We start from the raw sequence: 17661 nt of genomic DNA on the forward strand, positions 1-17661 counted from the left end.
GTTGGGGCAGACCGTAGGAAGATCGGCGCAGCTCAGGCACCCACCGCGTGTCTCACTTTGAGACAGCGCGACCGGCGGGCGACGGGCCGGCGAGTCGTACGCTGGGGTCGAACACTCGACAAGGAGGTCGACGTGGACGACCGGCAGCTGGCCGCGATCCCGCAGCGCCTGCGGGCGTCGTGGCTGCGCAGTGAGCGGTACGGCGTGCCGGAGGACGAGGTGCTGCCCGTCTTCACCGGCACGGTCGACACGACCTCGCTGTTCTACGAATGCGGCCACGAGGTGCTGCGCGGCCTGCACGCCACGTTGTCCAACGAGCCCATCAGCCTGATGATCACCGACAGCGAGGGCCTGGTGCTGTCCAGGCTGTGCACGGACACGGCGATCGTCCGCTCGCTCGACCGCGTCCACCTGGCACCGGGCTTCTACTTCGCCGAGGCCAACGCCGGCACGAACGGTCTCGGCCTCGCGCTCGCCGACCGCACGGCGTCCCTCGTGCGGGCCGAGGAGCACTACTGCACCGGACTGCGCGGGTACACGTGTGCGGCGGTGCCGGTGCTCGACCCGGTCTCCGGCGCGCTGGCCGGCAGCGTGAACCTCACGACCTGGTCGGAGGAGTCCTCGGACCTGCTGCTGGCGCTTGCCCAGGCCGCGGCGGGCACCACGGCGGCGTTGATGCTGGCCCGTGCCTCCGGCCGCAAGGCCCGCCCGACCCCGCGCGGCGAGGTGTTCCGCGTCTACGCCGACCGGATCGAGCCGCCGCGGCTGTCGGCGCCCTGGGCCACCGCCGTGGCGACCGCGGTCGAGGCCCTGCGCCAGGACCGGGTGGTCGCCGTGGTGGGCGAACCGGGAGCGGGCAAGACGGCGCTGGCCACGCACGCGCGCCGCGCCGTCCACCCCCGCGAACGCCTGCTCAACGCCCGCCCACCGGCCCCCGACGACGTCGGCACGTGGCTGCGGCTGTGGACCCCGGAACTCGGCAAGTCCGACACCTGCGTGGTCGTCTCGAACGTGGACGCGCTGCCCGCCTGGGCGGCCTCCGCGCTGGCGCCGTTGCTGACCGGCTTCGTGCTGACCGCGACCGAAGCCCTGCCCGAGGCCCTCGCACCGCTCGTCGACCTCGTGGTGGAGGTTCCCGCGTTGCGCTTCCGCCCGGACGACATCCTGCCGCTGGCCCACTACTTCGCCCACCGCGACCGGGGCCGCGAGGTCACGTTCACCTCGGCGGCCACCCGAGCACTGCGGTCCTACGAGTGGCCGGAGAACACCCGGCAGCTGCGCCAGGTCGTGCGCACGGCCGCCGCCCGCTCGGACGTGATCGACGTGCAGCACCTGCCCGCCGAGGTGTTCACCAGCGTCGGCCACCGCCTGAGCAGGCTGCAGGCCCTCGAACGCGACGAGATCGTGCGGTGCCTGACCGCACCGGGCGCGACGATCGCGCAGGCGTCGGCCGAACTGGGCATCGGGCGGGCGACGATCTACCGCAAGATGGCGCAGTACGGCATCAAGGTCGATCAGCTGCGGGGCTGAGCGGCTTCCCGGCCAGCCTCTCCGGAACCGGCGTGCGGGTCCGGAGGGATTCGGGTCAGCCGAGGGCTTCGCCGGTGATCAGGACTTCCACTCGCCGGTCATCTCGACGTAGTTATCGCCACGGCCCTCACGAATCGAGCGGTCCGGTGCGGCATGGAGCGACATCTTGGCAGCGACTGCCAGCCTGGCATATAGTGCCGAGCATGGACTACAAGAAGCAGACCGTGCTGATCACTGGCGCGAGCGCGGGCATCGGCTCCGAGTTCGCCCAGCAGCTTGCCCGCCGCGGAGCCGACCTGGTGCTGGTCGCCCGCCGCAAAGATCGCCTGGAGGAGCTGGCGGCACAGCTGCGCACCGCGCACGGCGTGCAGGTGCACGTGGTCGCCGCAGACCTCAGCCAGCAAGGGATCGGAACACGGCTCGTCGAGGAAACCGAACACATCGGCGTGACGGTCACCAGCGTCATCAACAACGCGGGTTTCGCCACGTACGGCCCGTTCCACGAGGAGGACCCCGAACGCCTGAAGCAGGAGATCGCGGTCGACGTCACCGCGGTCGTGGACATCAGCCGTGCGTTCATCGGGCAGCTGCGCACCAGAGGCGACGGATTCCTGGTCAACGTCGCGAGCATGGCCGCGTACGCGCCCAGCCCCATGATGTCGGTCTACGGCGCGACCAAGGCGTTCGTGCTGAGCTTCACCGAAGCGCTGTGGGTGGAGTCGCGCGGCACCGGGCTGCGCGTCATGACGTTGTCGCCGGGTGCGACCCGCACCGAGTTCTTCGACGTCGCCGGCAGCGAGAAAGCCGCCGGTGGCACCCGTTTGCGGACCGCGGAGGACGTCGTCACCACCGCCTTGACGGCGCTCGACCGCAAGACCACCCCGGCGAGTGTCATCGTGGGCCGGAGCAACAGGGTGACGGCATTCGCGACTCGCCACTTCATGTCCAGCACCTTCGTCGCGAAGATCATCGCGCGCATGGTCGCTCCCGCCACCTGAGCCGGACCAGCTGAGCGCCACCACACCTCAGCGCGTTCGACTTCGACCGTCGACCAAGACATCATGTACCTGACTCGAGCGACCAGAAAGGCCGCCGCCAACCGCGATTGAGAGCAATGGACACATCGCGCCAGCCGACCACGTTGTGGGACCGGTCGCGTCAGGCTGTCGTCGCGGAGATCGTCGACACCGCACTGGCACTGTTCGCCGAACACGGCTACGAAGCCGTGACCGTCGGTCAGATCGCCAAACAGGCGGGTGTGTCCCAGCGTTCGCTCTTCCGCTACTTCGGCACGAAGGAAGACCTGGTCTGCGGCGACCAGGACGGCCTCGGGCGGCTACTGGTCAGCACCGTCGAGGCCCAGCCCGCCGAAGTGTCGCCGTGGGACGCGCTGCTCGCCGGGTTCGCGGCCATCACGTCGGCGAACCACACGCCGCAACAGGTACTGGAGATCACCACGCTGATCTTCGACAACCCGCCGTTGCGGTCGCGGTACTACGAGAAGCGGCTGAAGTGGCAGGCCGCGCTGGTGCCCGTGATCGAGGCCCGGATGGGCATCGAGTCGGGTTCGGCGCCCGATCCGCGCACGGTGGGCATCATCGCCACGGTGTTCGCGTGCGTCGACGCCGCGTCGGAGCTGTGGGTGCGCCAGGGCGGCCAGGCAGACCCGTTCGCCGTCTACCAGGAGATGCTCGCCGCCGTCCGCGGCTGAACATCGGAAGTCCGAAAAAAGTCCCAGGCACGACGGCTGAAGCAGGACGAGTCCGCGTCGTGTTCTTCCACTGCGCGTCCGAGCACTCTCTCGGTCCAGTCCACTTGCGACAGACATCTGCCTTGACGCTCACGATCAATCTGGCATAGACTGCCAACTAGACGCCTGATGCCAGCCGATCGCCGCTGCGCGCCAACAGGCTCGACGATGCGCCCGCCGTGAGGTCGCCACGGAGGCGGGTTTGCCTATGAATCGGTAATTGACCAAGGCTGAACAGGATGTTCGTATGCCCTTTTCTTTCAAACGCAACAGGTCATCCATTGCTTTGACCGCAACACTGATGGTCACGGCACTCGCAGTTCCGATGACCAGCTCCTCCATCTTCAGCAGTGAGGTGAACGCGGGCACCAGAAAGAAATGTCCCGACCTCGTCGGGGTCAAGATCGCAGCCAATGCCATCGGTTTACCGACCGGCGGTGCCACCGTCTCCTCGGCGGTCTCCGCGAGCGCCGGTGGCACCGGGGACCAGGCCTACGGTGCCCATTGCCTGGTTTCCGGGGACATCAAACCGGTTGATCCGGCCGCACCGAACATCAAGTTCCAGCTGGCGCTTCCAGAGAAGTGGAACGGCAAGGCCGCGATGCTCGGCGGCGCCGGTCTGAACGGGTTCGTCCCGCCACTCACGAACGCGTCGAACCTCTGGGGCTCCCAGAAGCAGCCGCTTCCGCTCAGCCGGGGCTACGCGGTGTTCTCCAGCGACTCCGGGCACCAGAACGCGGCGGGGATACATCCTGCCGCTTTCGGCGCCAACGAGGAGGCCCTCAGGAACTACGCCGGCGATGCCCTGAAGAAGACTCGCGACGTCGCGGTGAAGTTGATCGGCGCCCACTACGGCCACGGACCTCGCAAGTCCTATTTCCTCGGCTACTCGAAGGGCGGGGGCGAGGCACTGGCCGTCGCGCAGCGCTGGCCGGACGACTGGGACGGCGTGGTCGCCGGCGCGGCGGGCTGGAACGTCACCGCGGTGGCGCTCGACCAGCTCAAGGCCGCCCAAGCGGTGGCCGTGCCGGGAGCCTGGCTGAACGAAGCGAAGCGCCACACCCTCTACACCGGCGTGCTGGCGGCGTGTGACGGGCTCGACGGCGCGAAGGACGGCGTGATCAGCAACACCCGCGCCTGCGAGACCGAGTTCGACCCCGCCACGCTGAGGTGCCCACAGGGAGCGGACACGGGCGACACGTGCCTGTCCGACGTCCAGCTCGCCGCCCTGAAGAAGATCAACGATCCCCAGTCCCTGTCCTACGTGATCGGCACGGGCCAGTCGAGCATCCCCGGCCAGCCGGCCTACCTCGCCGACCACGGTGGCGGAGTGCCCGACGCCGTCCACAAGCAGATGCTGATCCAGCTCAGCGCGTACGGCTCGACGCCGCCCGCGTTCCCGCCGACCCAGCAGATGTCCCTGTGGCTGGCCGACGGCGTCATTCGCCACATGATCGCGAAAGATCCGAACTTCAACACCCTGACGATGGACATCGCGACCGGAGGCGGACTGGCTTCGCGCATCGAGGCTCATTCGAGGCTCTTCTCCAACACCACCGATCTGTCGCCCTTCAAGCACAGTGGAGGAAAGCTCCTCCTCTGGACGGGCAGTGCCGAGCCGGCGGCCAGGACGAACGCGCACTACTACTCGCGCGTGCAGGCGACGATGGGGTCCGCGCGAGTGGACTCGTTCGTCCGGTACTACGAGGTCCCCGGCGCCCAGCACGGATTCTCGTCGGCTTTCATGCCGGAATGGGACCAGCTGGCGACGATCGAGAACTGGGTGGAGAAGGGCACCGACCCGGCGAACGACATCGTGGCAACCGATGACGCCGGCGTTCCCGGCCGCACCAGGCCGCTGTGCATGTTCCCCAGTTGGCCGAAGTACAACGGCACCGGCGACGTCGACAACGCCAAGTCCTTCACCTGCGCCGCACGGTGACAATGCGGCAAGCCCTGCCAGACCGACGTGCGGGAAAGACCATCGAACGAAGCTGATTTCGGGCGTACGGAAAAGCCCGCTGACCCGGGCTTTCCCGGACCTGGCGGGCTGACCGCTGCCTGCTGACGAAGGGCGCGGGCGACGCGCCCTTCGTCGCGTCCCGGCTCAGATGGTGACGGAGCCGATGCGGCCACGGGACGAGGCCACCATCGTCTGGAACTCGTCGTTCGTCCGGCCGACGCCGCCGCCCAGTGCCTGCAGCATCGCGTTGTGCGCGGTGGAAACCTGCTTCCACGCGGCGTTCACCTCGCCGAACTGGCCACCCGCGTTGTCGAGCCAGTTCGCCTCCGCGATGCCCGCTTCGCGTTGCCAGGTCTCCATCTCGCCGGCCACCTTCGCGGCCGTGTCGAGGATCTGCTGCGTCACGTCGCCGAGCTGGGTGAAACTTCCCTTGATCACCATGTTGATCTCCTCCTGGTGGTGAACGGTGGTCAGGCGTGCAGGGCACCGCCGAAGGGGCTGTGCCCGGCGACGGAGGTGATCCCGGAGGCGCTCGACTGGTCGGCGCTCTCGTAGGTGGCCACGGCGACGGTGGTGTTCTCACCCAGGCTGGTGAGCGCGTTGACCAGCCTGGTGACTCCCTGCTCCCACTGTTCGTAGACGGGCACGAAGGCCTGGTACGCCATGCCCTCCCACTGGCCGGCCAGCGCCGACACCGGATGTCCGAGCTGCCGCTGGTGGACCTGGATCTGCTGCGCCACGTCGCTCGCCATCTGAGCGGCGCGCTGGACGACTTCCGGATCGAGATGCGCCTGGTCCTGCATCGGAATGGTCCCCTTCCCTTGACGGACAAGGCGAACCTAGGCGCGCGGAACGACTTTCCCACCCCGGCGGCACCTTCCTGCCACCACCGGCACACCGGGCCGTCGCTCGGTCAGGATCGGCCTCGCACGTCGTGAGCGAGGAGGTTGACCTTGGCGACCGTGACGGTGAAGAGGCCGGCGCGCCGGCCACCACCGGAGATGCCGGCGGGTGAGGTGATGCTCGAGGCACCGCCGGAGATTCCGGCGCCCGCCGGGCGTCAGTGGACGCAGCTGGTGAGCATGCTGCCGATGATCGCGGTCATGGCGGCGATGCTCATCCTGTTCTCCGGTGGTGTCGCGGGTGGTCTGCGCATCGCGGTGTTCGGGCTCTTCGCCGTGGCGATGCTCGGCATGGCGGTGATGGCGTTCGTCAACGGTGCCGGGCCGGGCAAGCGGGAGATGGGGCTGGCACGGCGCCAGTACCTGCGCCGGCTCGCACAGCATCGCGTCCGTCTGCTCAGGACGGTGCGCAGGCAGCGGTCCGCCTTGTTCTACCTGCATCCCGACCCGGACGCGCTGCAGTCCGTGGTGGCCAGCTCGCGGTTGTGGGAACGCAGGCCGGAGGACGGCGACTTCGCCGTCACGCGGGTCGGTGTCGGCCCACAGAGCCCGGCCACGACGCTCGTCGCGCCGGACACGCTGCCGCTCGAACAGCTGGAACCGTTGTCCGCGTTGGCCTTGCGGCGGTTCATCACCACCTACAGCGAGATACCCGGGCTGCCGCTCGCCGTCGCCGTCACCGGTTTCAGCCACATCCACGTCCGCGGCGACCGGTCGCGGTCCGCCGCGCTGGTGCGGTCGATGATCGCCCAGCTCGCCGCCCTGCACGCTCCGGACGACCTGCGCGTGGCGCTGTGCGTGGACGCCGAGGCGCGGGCGCGGTGGGAGTGGGTCAAGTGGCTGCCGCACGCGCTGCACCCGCACCGGACCGACGCGCTCGGACCGGTGCGGCTGGTCGCGCCGTCCGTCGCGGGAGTCGAGGCGATGCTGGACGACCTGCTCGCGCAACGCCCCCGGTTCGATCCCACCGCGCCCCGCGGTGCCGGCCCGCACCTGGTCGTGGTCGTCGACGGCGGGCGGATCACGGGTGCGGAGCAGCTTCTGGCCGGTGCGGGGGTCGAGGGCGTGACGATCATCGATCTCACCACCACACCACCGCGTTCGCTCGACCGCACCGCGCTGGTGTTCGACGTCGCCGCCGACGCGAGCCTGACCGCGACGACACTCGACGGCCGGACCGAGCTCGGCCAGGCCGACGGGATCGACCCGGTGATCGCCGAAGGCCTGGCCCGGCAGCTCGCACCGTTGCGCCTCACCGCCGCGACCAGGGGTGAGCAGCCGTTGCACGAGCTCGGGCTCGCCGAACTGCTCGACCTCGGCGACCCCTACACGTTCGACCCGGCGCGGTGGTGGGGTCAGCGCGCCAACCGCGACCGGCTCCGCGTCATGTTCGGCATGCGGCCGGACGGATCACCGATCGAGCTCGACCTCAAGGAGTCCGCGCAGGACGGCATGGGCCCGCACGGCCTGCTGATCGGCGCGACCGGCTCGGGCAAGAGCGAGCTGTTGCGGACGCTGGTGCTCACGCTCGCCCTCACCCATCCGCCGAACTCGCTCAACTTCGTGCTGGTCGACTTCAAGGGCGGCGCCACGTTCAACCGCCTCGACAGGCTGCCGCACACCAGCGCGGTCATCACGAACCTCGCCGACGAGCTGCCGCTGGTCGACCGGATGACCGACGCGATCAGCGGTGAGCTCATCCGGCGGCAGGAACTGCTGCGCGCGAGCGGGAACTTCTCGTCCCTGCACGACTACGAGAAGGCGCGGGCCGCCGGTGCGCCGCTGCCCGAGGTCCCGACGCTGCTCGTCATCTGCGACGAGTTCAGCGAGTTGCTGACCGCGAAGCCGGACTTCATCGACATGTTCGTCCAAATAGGACGGGTGGGCCGTGCGCTCGGCGTGCACCTGTTGCTGGCGAGCCAGCGGCTGGAGGAGGGCAGGCTGCGCGGTCTCGACGTGCACCTGTCGTTCCGGCTCGCGCTGAAGACGTTCTCCGCGATGGAAAGCCGCACCGTGCTCGGTGTCAACGACGCCCACGAACTCCCGCGCGCGCCAGGGCACGGGTTCCTCAAGTTCGGCACCGAACCGCTGACGCGCTTCCGGTCCGCCTACGTCTCGGGGGTCTACCGGCGGGCCACCTCGGCACCCGGGCCGATCCGGCCGCGCACGCCGGACTTCCACGAGTACTCGACCTCCTACGTCGCTCCCCCGGAGCCCGCCGAGCAGGAGGTGCCGGTGGCCGACGAGGACGACGCCGTCGGCGAGAGCCTGCTCGACATCCTCGTCGACCGGCTGGAGGGCAAGGGCACCGCGGCGCACCAGGTGTGGCTGCCGCCGCTGTCCGCACCACCGTCACTCGACGGCCTGCTGGGGCCGCTGCGCGAGGACCCCGTGCGCGGACTGTGCGCGGCATCGGCCGCGCACAACGGAAAGCTGCGCGCGGCGGCGGGCATCGTCGACCGGCCGTTCGACCAGCGGCGCGACCCGCTGGTCTTCGACTTCTCCTCGGCGGCAGGCCACTTCGTCGTGATGGGCGCGCCCCGCAGCGGCAGGAGCACCGCGCTGCGCACCCTGATCACGAGCCTCGCCGTGACCCACACCCCGCGAGAAGTCCAGTTCTACTGCGTCGACTTCGGTGGCGGCTCCCTCTCGGCCCTGCGCGGCCTGCCGCACGTCGGCGGGGTGACCGGACGACAGAACCCGGCGGCCGTGCGGCGCACGGTGGCGGAGGTGACGGCGGTGCTGACCGAGCGGGAACGCAGGTTCGCCGACCACGAGGTCGACGGCATCGCCGCGTACCGCGAAGCCCGTGCGCGCGGGGAGTTCGCCGACGACCCGTTCGGTGACGTGTTCCTCGTGATCGACGGGTGGCCGACGCTGCGCAAGGAGTTCGACGACCTCGAGGACCGGGTGTCCGACATCGCCGCACGCGGGCTCGCCTACGGCGTGCACGTCTTCGTGGCGTGCTCACGCTGGTTCGACCTGCGTCCGGCGATCAGGGACCTGTTCGGCAGCAAGGTGGAGCTGCGCCTCGGCGACCCGATCGACACCACCGTGGACAAGGCGGCCGCGCTCAACGTGCCGCTGGACTCGCCGGGACGTGGTGTCACGACGTCGAAGCACCAGCTGCTCATGGCGTTGCCCCGCGCGGACGGGGTGGAGGCGGACACCGGCCTCTTCCAGGCCTCTGCCACTCTCGTCGACGCCGTCGCGCGGGCGTGGCCGGGAGAGCGGGCTCCGTCCGTGCGCCTGCTGCCGCCGACCGTGCCGTACGCGGACCTGCCCGCGCAGGACGACGACCTCCAGCTCACGATCGGCATCGCGGAGCACGACCTGGAACCCGTCCACGTCGACTTCGCGACCGATCCGCACTTCCTGCTGCTGGGCGACGCCGAGTCCGGGAAGACGGCGTTCCTGCGCATGCTGGCGCGCCGGATCGCCGACAGCCACGCGCCCAGCGAGGCCCGCATCGTCCTGATCGACCACCGGCGTGGCCTGCTCGGCGAGGTCACCTCGGACCACCTCATCGGCTACGGCACGGATCTCGCGAGCACGAAACGCCTGATCGGCGAGACCGCGCGCGGGATGGCGGAACGCCTGCCGGGCCCGGACGTCACGCCCGAGCAGCTGCGCACCCGCAGCTGGTGGCGTGGACCCGAGCTGTTCGTGCTGATCGACGACCACGACATGGTGGCCACCTCGCACGACGACCCGTTCGCCCCGCTGATGGAGTACCTGCCGCAGGGCCGCGACATCGGCCTGCATGTCGTGCTGGCCCGCCGCACCGGTGGCGCCGGTCGCGCCCTGTTCGCCCCGTTCATCTCCCGGCTGCGCGACGTCGGCTCCCCCGGCCTCCTGCTGTCCGGCGACAAGGACGAGGGCCCACTGCTCGGCGGCCTCAAACCCGAACCCCTGCCCGCGGGCCGGGGCCGGCTCGTCACCCGCAAACACGCGCCGCAGCTGGTGCAGCTCGCCTGGCTGCCCCCGGCCGGATGATCGGAGAATCCACAATGGACGGTGCCCATCTCGAACCACGAGCGGCCGACGACTTCGTCGCGCAGCTCACCCCGCCGAAGGCCGACGCCGTCGCGGGCTGGCAGCCGAGGCCGTGTGGCGGCGGCGTGCCGGAGTGCGCGGCGTTCACCAGCACGGAGATCGCCGCACGTGACGCGATGACGAAGTCCCTCGCCGACCTGGCCCAGATCTTCGAGGCGTTCCGGCAGGTCGCCACCGCGTGCCGCAACGACTACCTGAACACCGACGCGACGAGGGCCGACCAGATCGCCCGCGCGAGCGACCACATCTCCGGGAAGGGGTGACCGGCATGGACATCGAGCAGATCATGCGGATGGCCGAGGCCGAGCGGGAACACGTAGACCGGCTCCAGGTGAGCATCGAGACCTGGCAGAAGTACCTGACCGTGCTGGGCGAGGCCGACACCAGCCTGAACAGCGCGGCCGCGCACACCAGCGCGGGATGGACGGACAGCGCGGGGAAGCTGTTCGAGGCCAAGACGCGCGAGTGCTCGGCGGCGATCAAGGCACTCCGGGACGCGGTCGTCGGGTCGAACGTGCAGAACGTGCTCTCCACGCTGATGAGCGTGATCGAGCGGGAGTACAACGCCGTCATGGCCGCCTACGAGGCGTACAAGGCCGCGGAGAAGGCCCTCGACGTCGCCGGCATGGAGAAGGCGTTGCAGGACGCGGTCGCCGCGCTGCGCAGGATGGGTGCGGAGTTCCACAAGGCCGAACACGCCGTGCAGCAGGCGGTTGCGCCGCAGGGCCGGTCAGCGGCGGGCGGGCCGGCGGGTGGAGCGGCTGGTGGGCCGACGGGTGGACCGGCGGCGTCCGGCGCGGCTCCGTCCGGTGCCACCCCGTCGGGTGCGGCTCCGAGTGGGGCGGCACCCGCCGCCGGGGGTGGTGCTCCGGCAGGGGCTTCCCCCGGCGGAGCGGGTGCGGGTGGCGGAGCCGGTGCGGGAGCGGCAGGTCCGGCGCCGTCGCTGGCGGGCGCCGCTCCACCGGCCCCGGCGCCTCCCCTCGCCCCGATCAAGCCGATCTCCCCTCTGCCCCCGCCCACTCCGGTGGCTCCGCTGCCGCCGATCGCGCCGATCTCGTCGTCGGCGCCGAGGCTCGGTGGCGTCTCGCCGGTCGGCATGGGACCGAGCCCGGTCAGGCCGGTGGTACCCGGCCAGGTGGCGATCCCCAAGGCCGCCGGCACCGTGGCCCAGGCGGCGGCTGTTCCACCGGCGGGCACGCCACCGCAACTACCGGCGACCGCGGGCTCGAGGGGTGCCGGCGGTCAGAGCCCGGGCATGGCCGGGGTTCCCCCGATGGGACACGGGATGGCCGGTGGAGCGGGCGGCACCGGTACCGCGCCGAAGCCCGGCGACGCGGAGAAGCCGGTGCGGCGCAACGCGAAGCCACCCCGCACGGTGCCCGGTGTACCGCCGGAACTGCGTGGCCGGGCGGGGAAGCTGGACGGCAGGCAGTCGTTCCTGTTCCCCGCGGCACGTCCCGCCACCCGTGACGCGGAGGGCGAGAGCGTTCAGCTGGTCGACGAGGACCTGTGGCAGGCCGGCGACACCGACCGCGCGACGATCTCCAGGCCGTACAACCACTGAGAACACTTCGGCCCCAGTGCATTTCGCACTGGGGCCGAAGTGTTCGCGTGAGATCACGTGGCATTGCGCAGGGCCTTGATGAATTCGTAGGTGTCGTAACCCGCCTGTGCCGTGTTCTTGCCGGCGCTGGTGAGCCCGGCGTAGAACTTCTCGTCCTCCCGGTCGGCACCGGCCAGTTCCATCGCCGTCGGAGCCTGCAGACTGAGGTCGAAGGCGCTGCTCACGACGTCCATGCCCTTCGGCGCCAGCTGGGCCAGGTCACCGGCGGCGTTGACGACGCCGCTCACCGCCTTCACCCCGGGAACCAGGCCGGCGACGTCGCCGGCCACGCCGACCCAGTCTTCCGCGTAGCTGCCCTTGGCGATCATGTCCGCGGTGTGCGTCGCGAGCGCGACGCCGCCCGCCAGGAGCGCCACCGGAGCCGCGACCGGAGCCAGCACCGGGATCAGCGCCAGCCCGCCCGCGACAGCGGACACCATGCCCGCGATGTCGCCGACCGTGCCCATGGTCGTGCCGGTCTCCGGCGCCTTCGCCGGTGGCGGTGCCTGCAGGCCCTGCGCCTGGCCCGCCACCAACGCCTTCAGGTCCTGGGCGACCTGCTGCGCGAACTCCCGCTGCCGCGCCGCACCGGCCGCGCCGTACATGGGGTTGGCGTACTGCAGGTAGGCGGGCAGGTTCATCTCGATGTTCTGCACGATGGCGGTCTTCACGTTGGTCAGCGCCGTGGCGTACCGGTCGGCCAGCACGGCCTGCTGTTCGCAGTCGCGCTTCTGGCTCTCGAGCGTCACCACGCCGTTGCCCAGCTGCTGCCCCGTCGCCTGGCCGCCCTGGTCGCGCCAGGCCTGTTCGGAAGCCTGGCGGGCGCTGTGGAGCTCCGTGCCCGCGAGATGGGCCGTCTCCCCCGCCTTGCGCCAGTCCTCGGCGAGCGTCTTGACGGCCTCCTCGTCGTCCGGCGGCCAGATGGTGTTGTCGATCGCCTTGACGGCGGCCCACAGTTCGTTGGCCGGCTCAGCGATGGCCATCGGCCTCACCTGCCTGCCGCACCGCGTCACGTGCCCTCGTGTCGGCCGCCTCGTACTCCCGCGCCGAGAGGTGCGCGCCGTCCGCCAGTTCGCCCGCGCCCCGCACGAAATTCGTGGCTTTCTCGTTCAGGCTCTGGACTCCCGGGGTGAAACCGGCGAGGAACGCGGCACCCATCGGCCCCTGCCCCAGGCCCCTGGTGCCGGACGCGGTCGCCGACGTGAATCCACTGTGGAAGGTTTCTGCCGCGGAGCGCACCCCGGCGGCCATTCCGATGACGGCATCGGGCTCCATGTGCGCGCCGTCGCTCGGGTTCGTCATTGCCGGCTCTCCCTCCGGGTCAGCTCCAGCTGCCGCATCGTCAGGTCGAACGCACGGGCGTCGGCGGCGGCGCGTGCCGACCGGTAGGCCCCGGTGATCGCCTCGGTCAACGCCCTCGAGTCCGGGTGGCGGAAGACCCGCGGGTCCACGTCGAGGTCCGTCAGGTCACCCCTTGCGTTCACCGTCGCGACGATCAGGCCGTCGTCGGACTCCGCGGCCTCGACGACCTCGGCGAGTTCGCGCTGGATCGCGCGGATCTCCCCCGCCAGCCGCTCGAACCGCACAGGTTCGTAGGTCAGTTGCACCTGTTGTGTTTCCACGCTGCCTCCCGCGCGCGCCGAGTTCTGCTTCGACCTCAGCTTGCTGGGGTTGCTGAGCGCGGCGGGTGGGATGACCGCTTCCGGCCAGGGGAATGCGGAGACGCGGCGATCAGTCCACAGTGGAAGCCGGGCGGGTGGGGATCGGGCGGGCCTGGGTCAGGCGCGGTGGCCGGCGACGCCCGGCTCGGTCCGCGCTACGGGAACAGAGCCGAGCCTCAGCCGCAGCGGTACCCGACGCCGCGCACCGTCCGCACCACCGGAGGAGGGCCGAGTTTCTGGCGCAGCGCCGTGATCACGACGTCCAGCACGTTCGACGACGGCCTCACCTCGGCGTCCCACGCCGCCGCGATCAGGTCGTCGCGGCGCACCGGGTGCCCGCCCGCGGCCACGAGGCGTTCCAGCACCGTGAACTCCTTGACCGTGAGGCTCAGCGGCCGGCCCCCGCGGGCGGCGGTGCGCCTGCCGAGGTCCAGCTCCAGGTCGGCGTGCCGCAGCACCGGCGGTGGCGCGACCGCGGTCAGGCGGCACAGGCTGCGCACCCGCGCGATCAGCTCCGGCATGGCGAACGGCTTGACCAGGTAGTCGTCGCCGTAGGGCAGGCCCTCGACCGGGTTGTTGATCCCGGTCAGGAACAGCACGGCGGCGGCCCAGCCGTCCTGGCGGCGTTGCTTCACGTAGTACAACGCGTCCCCGGACGGCAGCACCCGGTCGAAGATCACGCAGTCGTAGGTGTTCACGAACAGCGCTTCGTCGGCCGCCGGCAGGTCGGTGGCGACGTCGACGGCGAAACCCGCACTGCGCAGGGAGGTTTCCACGGCGAAGCGGATGTCGTCGTCGTCTTCGGTCACCAGAACGCGCACAGTGACCGACGGTAGCGGATCAGCTCGCGTGGTCGAGCAGCCAGCCGCGGTCGGCGGCCTTGGCGCCTGCCTGGAACCGGCTGCGCGCGCCCAGCCTGTCCATCAGCTGGGACACCGTGCGGCGGACCGTGCGCACCGAGATGTTGAGCCGCGCCGCCGCCGCTTCGTCGGTGCAGCCCGCGAACAGCAGCGTGAGCAGCTCTCGTTCCCGGTCCGTCACCTCGCCGGCGGACGCCACCGGCGCGGTGAACGGCACCGCTGCCTGCCACACGCGCTCGAAGAGCTCGACCGTGGTCGTGACGACGCTGGCCAGCTCGAACGCGGCGACCGAGTCGCGGCGCTCGGCGGGCAGCACGGTCAGCGCTCGGTCGACGATCAGCGCGTCCAGCGGGACCTTCGGCATGGTCCGGATGTCCGCTCCCGCCAGAGCCAGCGCGCCCAGCCGGGCCGAGATGCCGTGCGCGGTGCGAGCGCGGTCGGGCACCAGCACGCGGTAGCGGACGCCGCGGCGCAGGTTGTCGTAGTCGGCCTGGTGGAACAGCACGGGACGGCCGGTCAGCGACCTCGCGATCATCACCTCGCTGGTGGCCGAGGCCAGCTTCGCTTCCACGCCGGCCAGGGCCTGTATCGAAGTCCCGTTCGATGAGAGTCGCGCCTCAGGCCCGGCTGTCGCGGACATGGACTTCGATACAGGCCCTAGGGCCGGCGAGTCCGAGCGCACCAAGGACAGCGTGTTCACAGTGATCCCCCTCCAATGGGCAAGGTGGCGGCGACCGCGCTCGCGTGCCGTCCGTCGAGTCGTTCCAGGCGCACGCCGCGGCGGGCGCCGACGTGCGAGAGTTCGGCTGCCGCGCCGGTGATCGCGGCGTGGGTGGTGGCGGCGATCCGGAGCACGGCACCGCCGCCGGGGCCGGTCGTGACGGCCGCGGTGAGCGCCACGCCCGGTGCCGCGTCGAGCAGTTCGCGCAGCAACGGCCACCTGGCCTCGCCGATCCCGTCGATCCCGGCGAGCCGGAAACCGGACTGCACGACGGATCCGGCGCGCCAGAACGCCCAGCTCTCGTGCAGCAGTCCCCGGCCGGAACCGGTGTGGGTCAGTGCCACCACGGTCGAGCGAATGTCCGCTTCGGACAGAAGTTCCATGCCCTTGAACTTGCGGCGCACGGTGTTCGTCAGCATCGCGAGCAGCACGTCGTCGTCGAACGCCACGCAGTCGCGCTCGGCGCGGATCGCGAGCCAGCCGCGGGGAGCGCGGTCGCGGACCGGTCCGGCGTGCAGCACGAGCCGTCCCGTCATGCCCTCGGCCTCGAACGCCAGCAGGGCCGGGGTCAGCGCGGGACGCACCACCACGACCAGCCCGGACGGCCCGCTGAGCAGACCGGCCGTCCGGTCACCGAGCTCGGCGGTCAGCAGCCGGCCCTCGGGTGCCAGCAGGTCGAACAACGCCTCCGGCTCGTGCTCGGGGCTGCCGACGTCGTGGGTCCGGCCGCGCAGCCGATGCCCCAGCTGGGCGGCCAGCGTCGTGGACAGCCACTCCCCGCGCAGCCGCGCGACGCTGATCGCGAACAACACGACCGCCGCCACACCGAGCCCGGTCGCGACCGGCCACGGCTTTCCCACGGCCAGGGCGCCGGCCACGAGCGCGACCTGACATCCGACGAAACGAAGCTCATTGGTCATCACGCACCCCCTCAAGCGGCCCGGACGACGGCGGGAACCGTGCGGCGGGCCAGTTCGCGCACGAGCGGGTGGCTGCGGTACCGGCCGGATGCCGGGGTGTCCAGCAGGTGGTGGTCGACGAGCTCCTCCAGCACCGCGCGAGCGTCCTGGCGGCCGACGCCGAGGTGGTGCGCCGCCTGGGCGCAGTCGAACTCGGGCGGCAGCACCGCGATCGAGCGGAACGCCCGCTGGGCACCGGCGCCGAGGAGCGTCGCCGACGAGGTCAGCCCGTCCAGCAGCCGTCCCGGGTCGGCGCACCACGACGCCAGTTCGGCGGCGGTCCACGAAGGACGGCTGAGCAACCGGGCCGCAGCGGCCAGCAGTGCACTGGGCAGTCCACCGCAGGCCAGCACGACAGCGGTGGGCTCCGCTCCCGCGCGACGACCGGCCGTCTGCCACAGCAGCGTCGCCGAGTCCTTGCGGCCCAACGGTTCCAACGAGATCCGCGTCTCGCCGGGCAGCCGCCAGCCGCGCCGGCGCGTGGTGATCAGCACCGCGGTCTCCTCGTCACCCGGCAGCAACGGCAGCACCTGCCGCGCCTCACCCGCGTCGTCGAGCACGAGCAGCACCCGCCGCCCGGCCAGCTCCGACCGCCACAGCGCGGCCCGTTCGTCCACGTCCGCCGGCACCTCGGAGATCCCGAGCCCGCGCAACGCCCTGGCCAGCGCGTCAGCGACGGAGACCGCACCCGCGCGCAGGTTCACGAACAGCTGCCCGCCGGGGAAGTCACCGGCGAGCTGGTGCGCGGCGTGCACGGCGAGGGCCGTCTTGCCGACACCGCTCATCCCGTCGATCACCACCGGCGCACCACCCGGAGACCGCCGCACCAGGGCGAGTTCCGCTGCCCTGCCGACGAGGAACGGCACATCACGAGGCATCTCGCGGCGAGGACGCGCCGCGCCACCGGTGAGCGCGGCGGCCAGTTCGGGGCCGGGCTCGACACCGAGCTCGTCGGCGAGCACCGTCGTGGCGGCGCGGTAAGCAGCGACCGCCTCGCCGCGCCTGCCCGCCGCGGTCAACGTCCGCACGAGCAGCGTCCACGCGCCCTCGCGCAACGGGTCGTGCGCCGTCAGTTCGCGCAACGTCGCGATCGCCTCGCTGCGCCTGCCCGTCGCGAGCTGCACCTCGGCGAGAGCTTCCTCGACGTCGTGGCGCAGCTCGTCCAGCCGGCCGGCGGCGGTGAACGCCTCGTCGAACGCCAAGCCCTCGAACGGCCTGCCCCGCCACAACGCCAGCGCGTCCCGCAGCAGTCCGGCGGCCGCCACGTGGTCGCCCGCCTCGATCGCGGCCCGCGCGTCCACCGCCAGATCGGCGGCGCGGTCGGCGTCGAGCTCACCCCGGCCGACGCGGAGCCGGTACGCGCCGGGACGTGCCTCGATGCGGTTCTCCTCGCCGAACGGCGGCAGCGCGCACCTCAGCTGGGACACGTACGTCTTCAGGTTCGCCTTCGCGGCCGCGGGCGCGGCATGTTCCGGCCACGTCGCGCTGACGAGCTCGTCGGTGCGCACCCAGGCGTTAGGGTGCAGCAGAAGCACCCCCAGCACCGTTCCGGCCTTGCGGGTGCCGAGATCGACGACCGCACCGGTGGAGGAGTGCGCCTCGAGTGGGCCGAGCACATGGAAGATCATCGGGTTACGCCCCTTGCTGCTGCCCCCG

At 71.2% G+C, this 17661-nt stretch carries 16 protein-coding genes; 7 read left to right on the forward strand and 9 right to left on the reverse strand.

What is annotated here, in order from left to right:
* Positions 1-132: 132 nt before the first annotated feature.
* The 4 genes from ACRSBM_RS25095 to ACRSBM_RS25110 all read left to right on the forward strand — a co-directional run bounded on the left by ACRSBM_RS25095 (position 133) and on the right by ACRSBM_RS25110 (position 5222).
* Complete coding sequence (locus tag ACRSBM_RS25095; protein ID WP_434446590.1) at positions 133-1530, forward strand: helix-turn-helix domain-containing protein; 1398 nt, start codon at positions 133-135, stop codon at positions 1528-1530.
* A gap of 203 nt (positions 1531-1733) precedes the next feature.
* The gene (locus ACRSBM_RS25100) at positions 1734-2528 is read left to right on the forward strand and encodes an SDR family NAD(P)-dependent oxidoreductase (protein WP_434446592.1); all 795 of its coding nucleotides are present in this window, start codon (positions 1734-1736) and stop codon (positions 2526-2528) included.
* 116 nt (positions 2529-2644) lie between these two features.
* A complete protein-coding gene (locus tag ACRSBM_RS25105) occupies positions 2645-3241 on the forward strand; it encodes a TetR/AcrR family transcriptional regulator (RefSeq protein ID WP_434446594.1) in 597 nt (198 codons plus the stop codon).
* Positions 3242-3605: 364 nt separating this feature from the next.
* On the forward strand, positions 3606-5222 hold the full coding sequence (locus ACRSBM_RS25110; RefSeq protein ID WP_434446596.1) for a tannase/feruloyl esterase family alpha/beta hydrolase: 1617 nt from the start codon (positions 3606-3608) through the stop codon (positions 5220-5222).
* 165 nt (positions 5223-5387) lie between these two features.
* Here ACRSBM_RS25110 and ACRSBM_RS25115 read toward each other — a convergent pair whose 3' ends face one another.
* Both ACRSBM_RS25115 and ACRSBM_RS25120 read right to left on the reverse strand, forming a co-directional pair.
* Complete coding sequence (locus ACRSBM_RS25115) at positions 5388-5684, reverse strand: hypothetical protein (protein ID WP_434446598.1); 297 nt, start codon at positions 5682-5684, stop codon at positions 5388-5390.
* Between the two features lie 29 nt (positions 5685-5713).
* The gene (locus tag ACRSBM_RS25120) at positions 5714-6046 is read right to left on the reverse strand and encodes a WXG100 family type VII secretion target (RefSeq protein WP_434446600.1); all 333 of its coding nucleotides are present in this window, start codon (positions 6044-6046) and stop codon (positions 5714-5716) included.
* A 150-nt stretch (positions 6047-6196) separates the two neighbouring features.
* Here ACRSBM_RS25120 and eccCa point away from each other — a divergent pair, with 150 nt between their 5' ends.
* The 3 genes from eccCa to ACRSBM_RS25135 are packed head-to-tail and all read left to right on the forward strand — an operon-like array spanning position 6197 to position 11765.
* The gene (gene eccCa / locus ACRSBM_RS25125; RefSeq protein WP_434446602.1) at positions 6197-10141 is read left to right on the forward strand and encodes a type VII secretion protein EccCa; all 3945 of its coding nucleotides are present in this window, start codon (positions 6197-6199) and stop codon (positions 10139-10141) included.
* A gap of 14 nt (positions 10142-10155) precedes the next feature.
* Entirely contained in the window at positions 10156-10464 is a 309-nt protein-coding gene (locus tag ACRSBM_RS25130) for a hypothetical protein (protein ID WP_434446604.1), read from the forward strand.
* Positions 10465-10469: 5 nt separating this feature from the next.
* The gene (locus tag ACRSBM_RS25135) at positions 10470-11765 is read left to right on the forward strand and encodes a hypothetical protein (protein ID WP_434446606.1); all 1296 of its coding nucleotides are present in this window, start codon (positions 10470-10472) and stop codon (positions 11763-11765) included.
* A 53-nt stretch (positions 11766-11818) separates the two neighbouring features.
* On the opposite strand, the gene ACRSBM_RS25140 is transcribed toward ACRSBM_RS25135, so the two are convergent.
* From ACRSBM_RS25140 to ACRSBM_RS25170, 7 genes are all read right to left on the reverse strand, one after another.
* The gene (locus ACRSBM_RS25140; protein WP_434446608.1) at positions 11819-12787 is read right to left on the reverse strand and encodes a hypothetical protein; all 969 of its coding nucleotides are present in this window, start codon (positions 12785-12787) and stop codon (positions 11819-11821) included.
* Positions 12774-13106, reverse strand: a complete 333-nt coding sequence (locus ACRSBM_RS25145; RefSeq protein WP_434446610.1) for a type VII secretion target — start codon at positions 13104-13106, stop codon at positions 12774-12776. The genes ACRSBM_RS25140 and ACRSBM_RS25145 overlap by 14 nt, the downstream gene beginning before the upstream one ends.
* Positions 13103-13426 carry a YbaB/EbfC family nucleoid-associated protein gene (locus ACRSBM_RS25150; protein ID WP_434446612.1) on the reverse strand — a complete coding sequence of 108 codons (324 nt, stop codon included), beginning with the start codon at positions 13424-13426 and terminating at the stop codon, positions 13103-13105. Before ACRSBM_RS25150 ends, ACRSBM_RS25145 begins: the two co-directional genes overlap by 4 nt.
* A gap of 215 nt (positions 13427-13641) precedes the next feature.
* Positions 13642-14286, reverse strand: a complete 645-nt coding sequence (locus ACRSBM_RS25155) for a winged helix-turn-helix domain-containing protein (RefSeq protein ID WP_434446614.1) — start codon at positions 14284-14286, stop codon at positions 13642-13644.
* A gap of 19 nt (positions 14287-14305) precedes the next feature.
* Positions 14306-14896 carry a helix-turn-helix transcriptional regulator gene (locus ACRSBM_RS25160; protein ID WP_434446615.1) on the reverse strand — a complete coding sequence of 197 codons (591 nt, stop codon included), beginning with the start codon at positions 14894-14896 and terminating at the stop codon, positions 14306-14308.
* A gap of 125 nt (positions 14897-15021) precedes the next feature.
* A complete protein-coding gene (locus ACRSBM_RS25165; RefSeq protein WP_434446617.1) occupies positions 15022-15966 on the reverse strand; it encodes a hypothetical protein in 945 nt (314 codons plus the stop codon).
* Positions 15967-15977: 11 nt separating this feature from the next.
* The gene (locus tag ACRSBM_RS25170; RefSeq protein ID WP_434446619.1) at positions 15978-17633 is read right to left on the reverse strand and encodes a BTAD domain-containing putative transcriptional regulator; all 1656 of its coding nucleotides are present in this window, start codon (positions 17631-17633) and stop codon (positions 15978-15980) included.
* Positions 17634-17661 lie beyond the last annotated feature (28 nt).

The sequence above is a fragment of the Lentzea xerophila genome, from assembly GCF_051094245.1.
Classification (GTDB): domain Bacteria; phylum Actinomycetota; class Actinomycetes; order Mycobacteriales; family Pseudonocardiaceae; genus Lentzea; species Lentzea xerophila.

What these genes read in the sequence shown, in the direction of transcription:
- ACRSBM_RS25100 (WP_434446592.1), top strand. Translation starts at nt 1,734, where the DNA reads ATGGACTACAAGAAGCAGACCGTGCTGATCACTGGCGCGAGCGCGGGC.
- ACRSBM_RS25105 (WP_434446594.1), top strand. Translation starts at nt 2,645, where the DNA reads ATGGACACATCGCGCCAGCCGACCACGTTGTGGGACCGGTCGCGTCAG.
- ACRSBM_RS25110 (WP_434446596.1), top strand. Translation starts at nt 3,606, where the DNA reads ATGACCAGCTCCTCCATCTTCAGCAGTGAGGTGAACGCGGGCACCAGA.
- ACRSBM_RS25115 (WP_434446598.1), bottom strand. Translation starts at nt 5,684, where the DNA reads ATGGTGATCAAGGGAAGTTTCACCCAGCTCGGCGACGTGACGCAGCAG.
- ACRSBM_RS25120 (WP_434446600.1), bottom strand. Translation starts at nt 6,046, where the DNA reads ATGCAGGACCAGGCGCATCTCGATCCGGAAGTCGTCCAGCGCGCCGCT.
- ACRSBM_RS25130 (WP_434446604.1), top strand. Translation starts at nt 10,156, where the DNA reads ATGGACGGTGCCCATCTCGAACCACGAGCGGCCGACGACTTCGTCGCG.
- ACRSBM_RS25135 (WP_434446606.1), top strand. Translation starts at nt 10,470, where the DNA reads ATGGACATCGAGCAGATCATGCGGATGGCCGAGGCCGAGCGGGAACAC.
- ACRSBM_RS25140 (WP_434446608.1), bottom strand. Translation starts at nt 12,787, where the DNA reads ATGGCCATCGCTGAGCCGGCCAACGAACTGTGGGCCGCCGTCAAGGCG.
- ACRSBM_RS25145 (WP_434446610.1), bottom strand. Translation starts at nt 13,106, where the DNA reads ATGACGAACCCGAGCGACGGCGCGCACATGGAGCCCGATGCCGTCATC.
- ACRSBM_RS25165 (WP_434446617.1), bottom strand. Translation starts at nt 15,966, where the DNA reads ATGACCAATGAGCTTCGTTTCGTCGGATGTCAGGTCGCGCTCGTGGCC.
- ACRSBM_RS25170 (WP_434446619.1), bottom strand. Translation starts at nt 17,633, where the DNA reads ATGATCTTCCATGTGCTCGGCCCACTCGAGGCGCACTCCTCCACCGGT.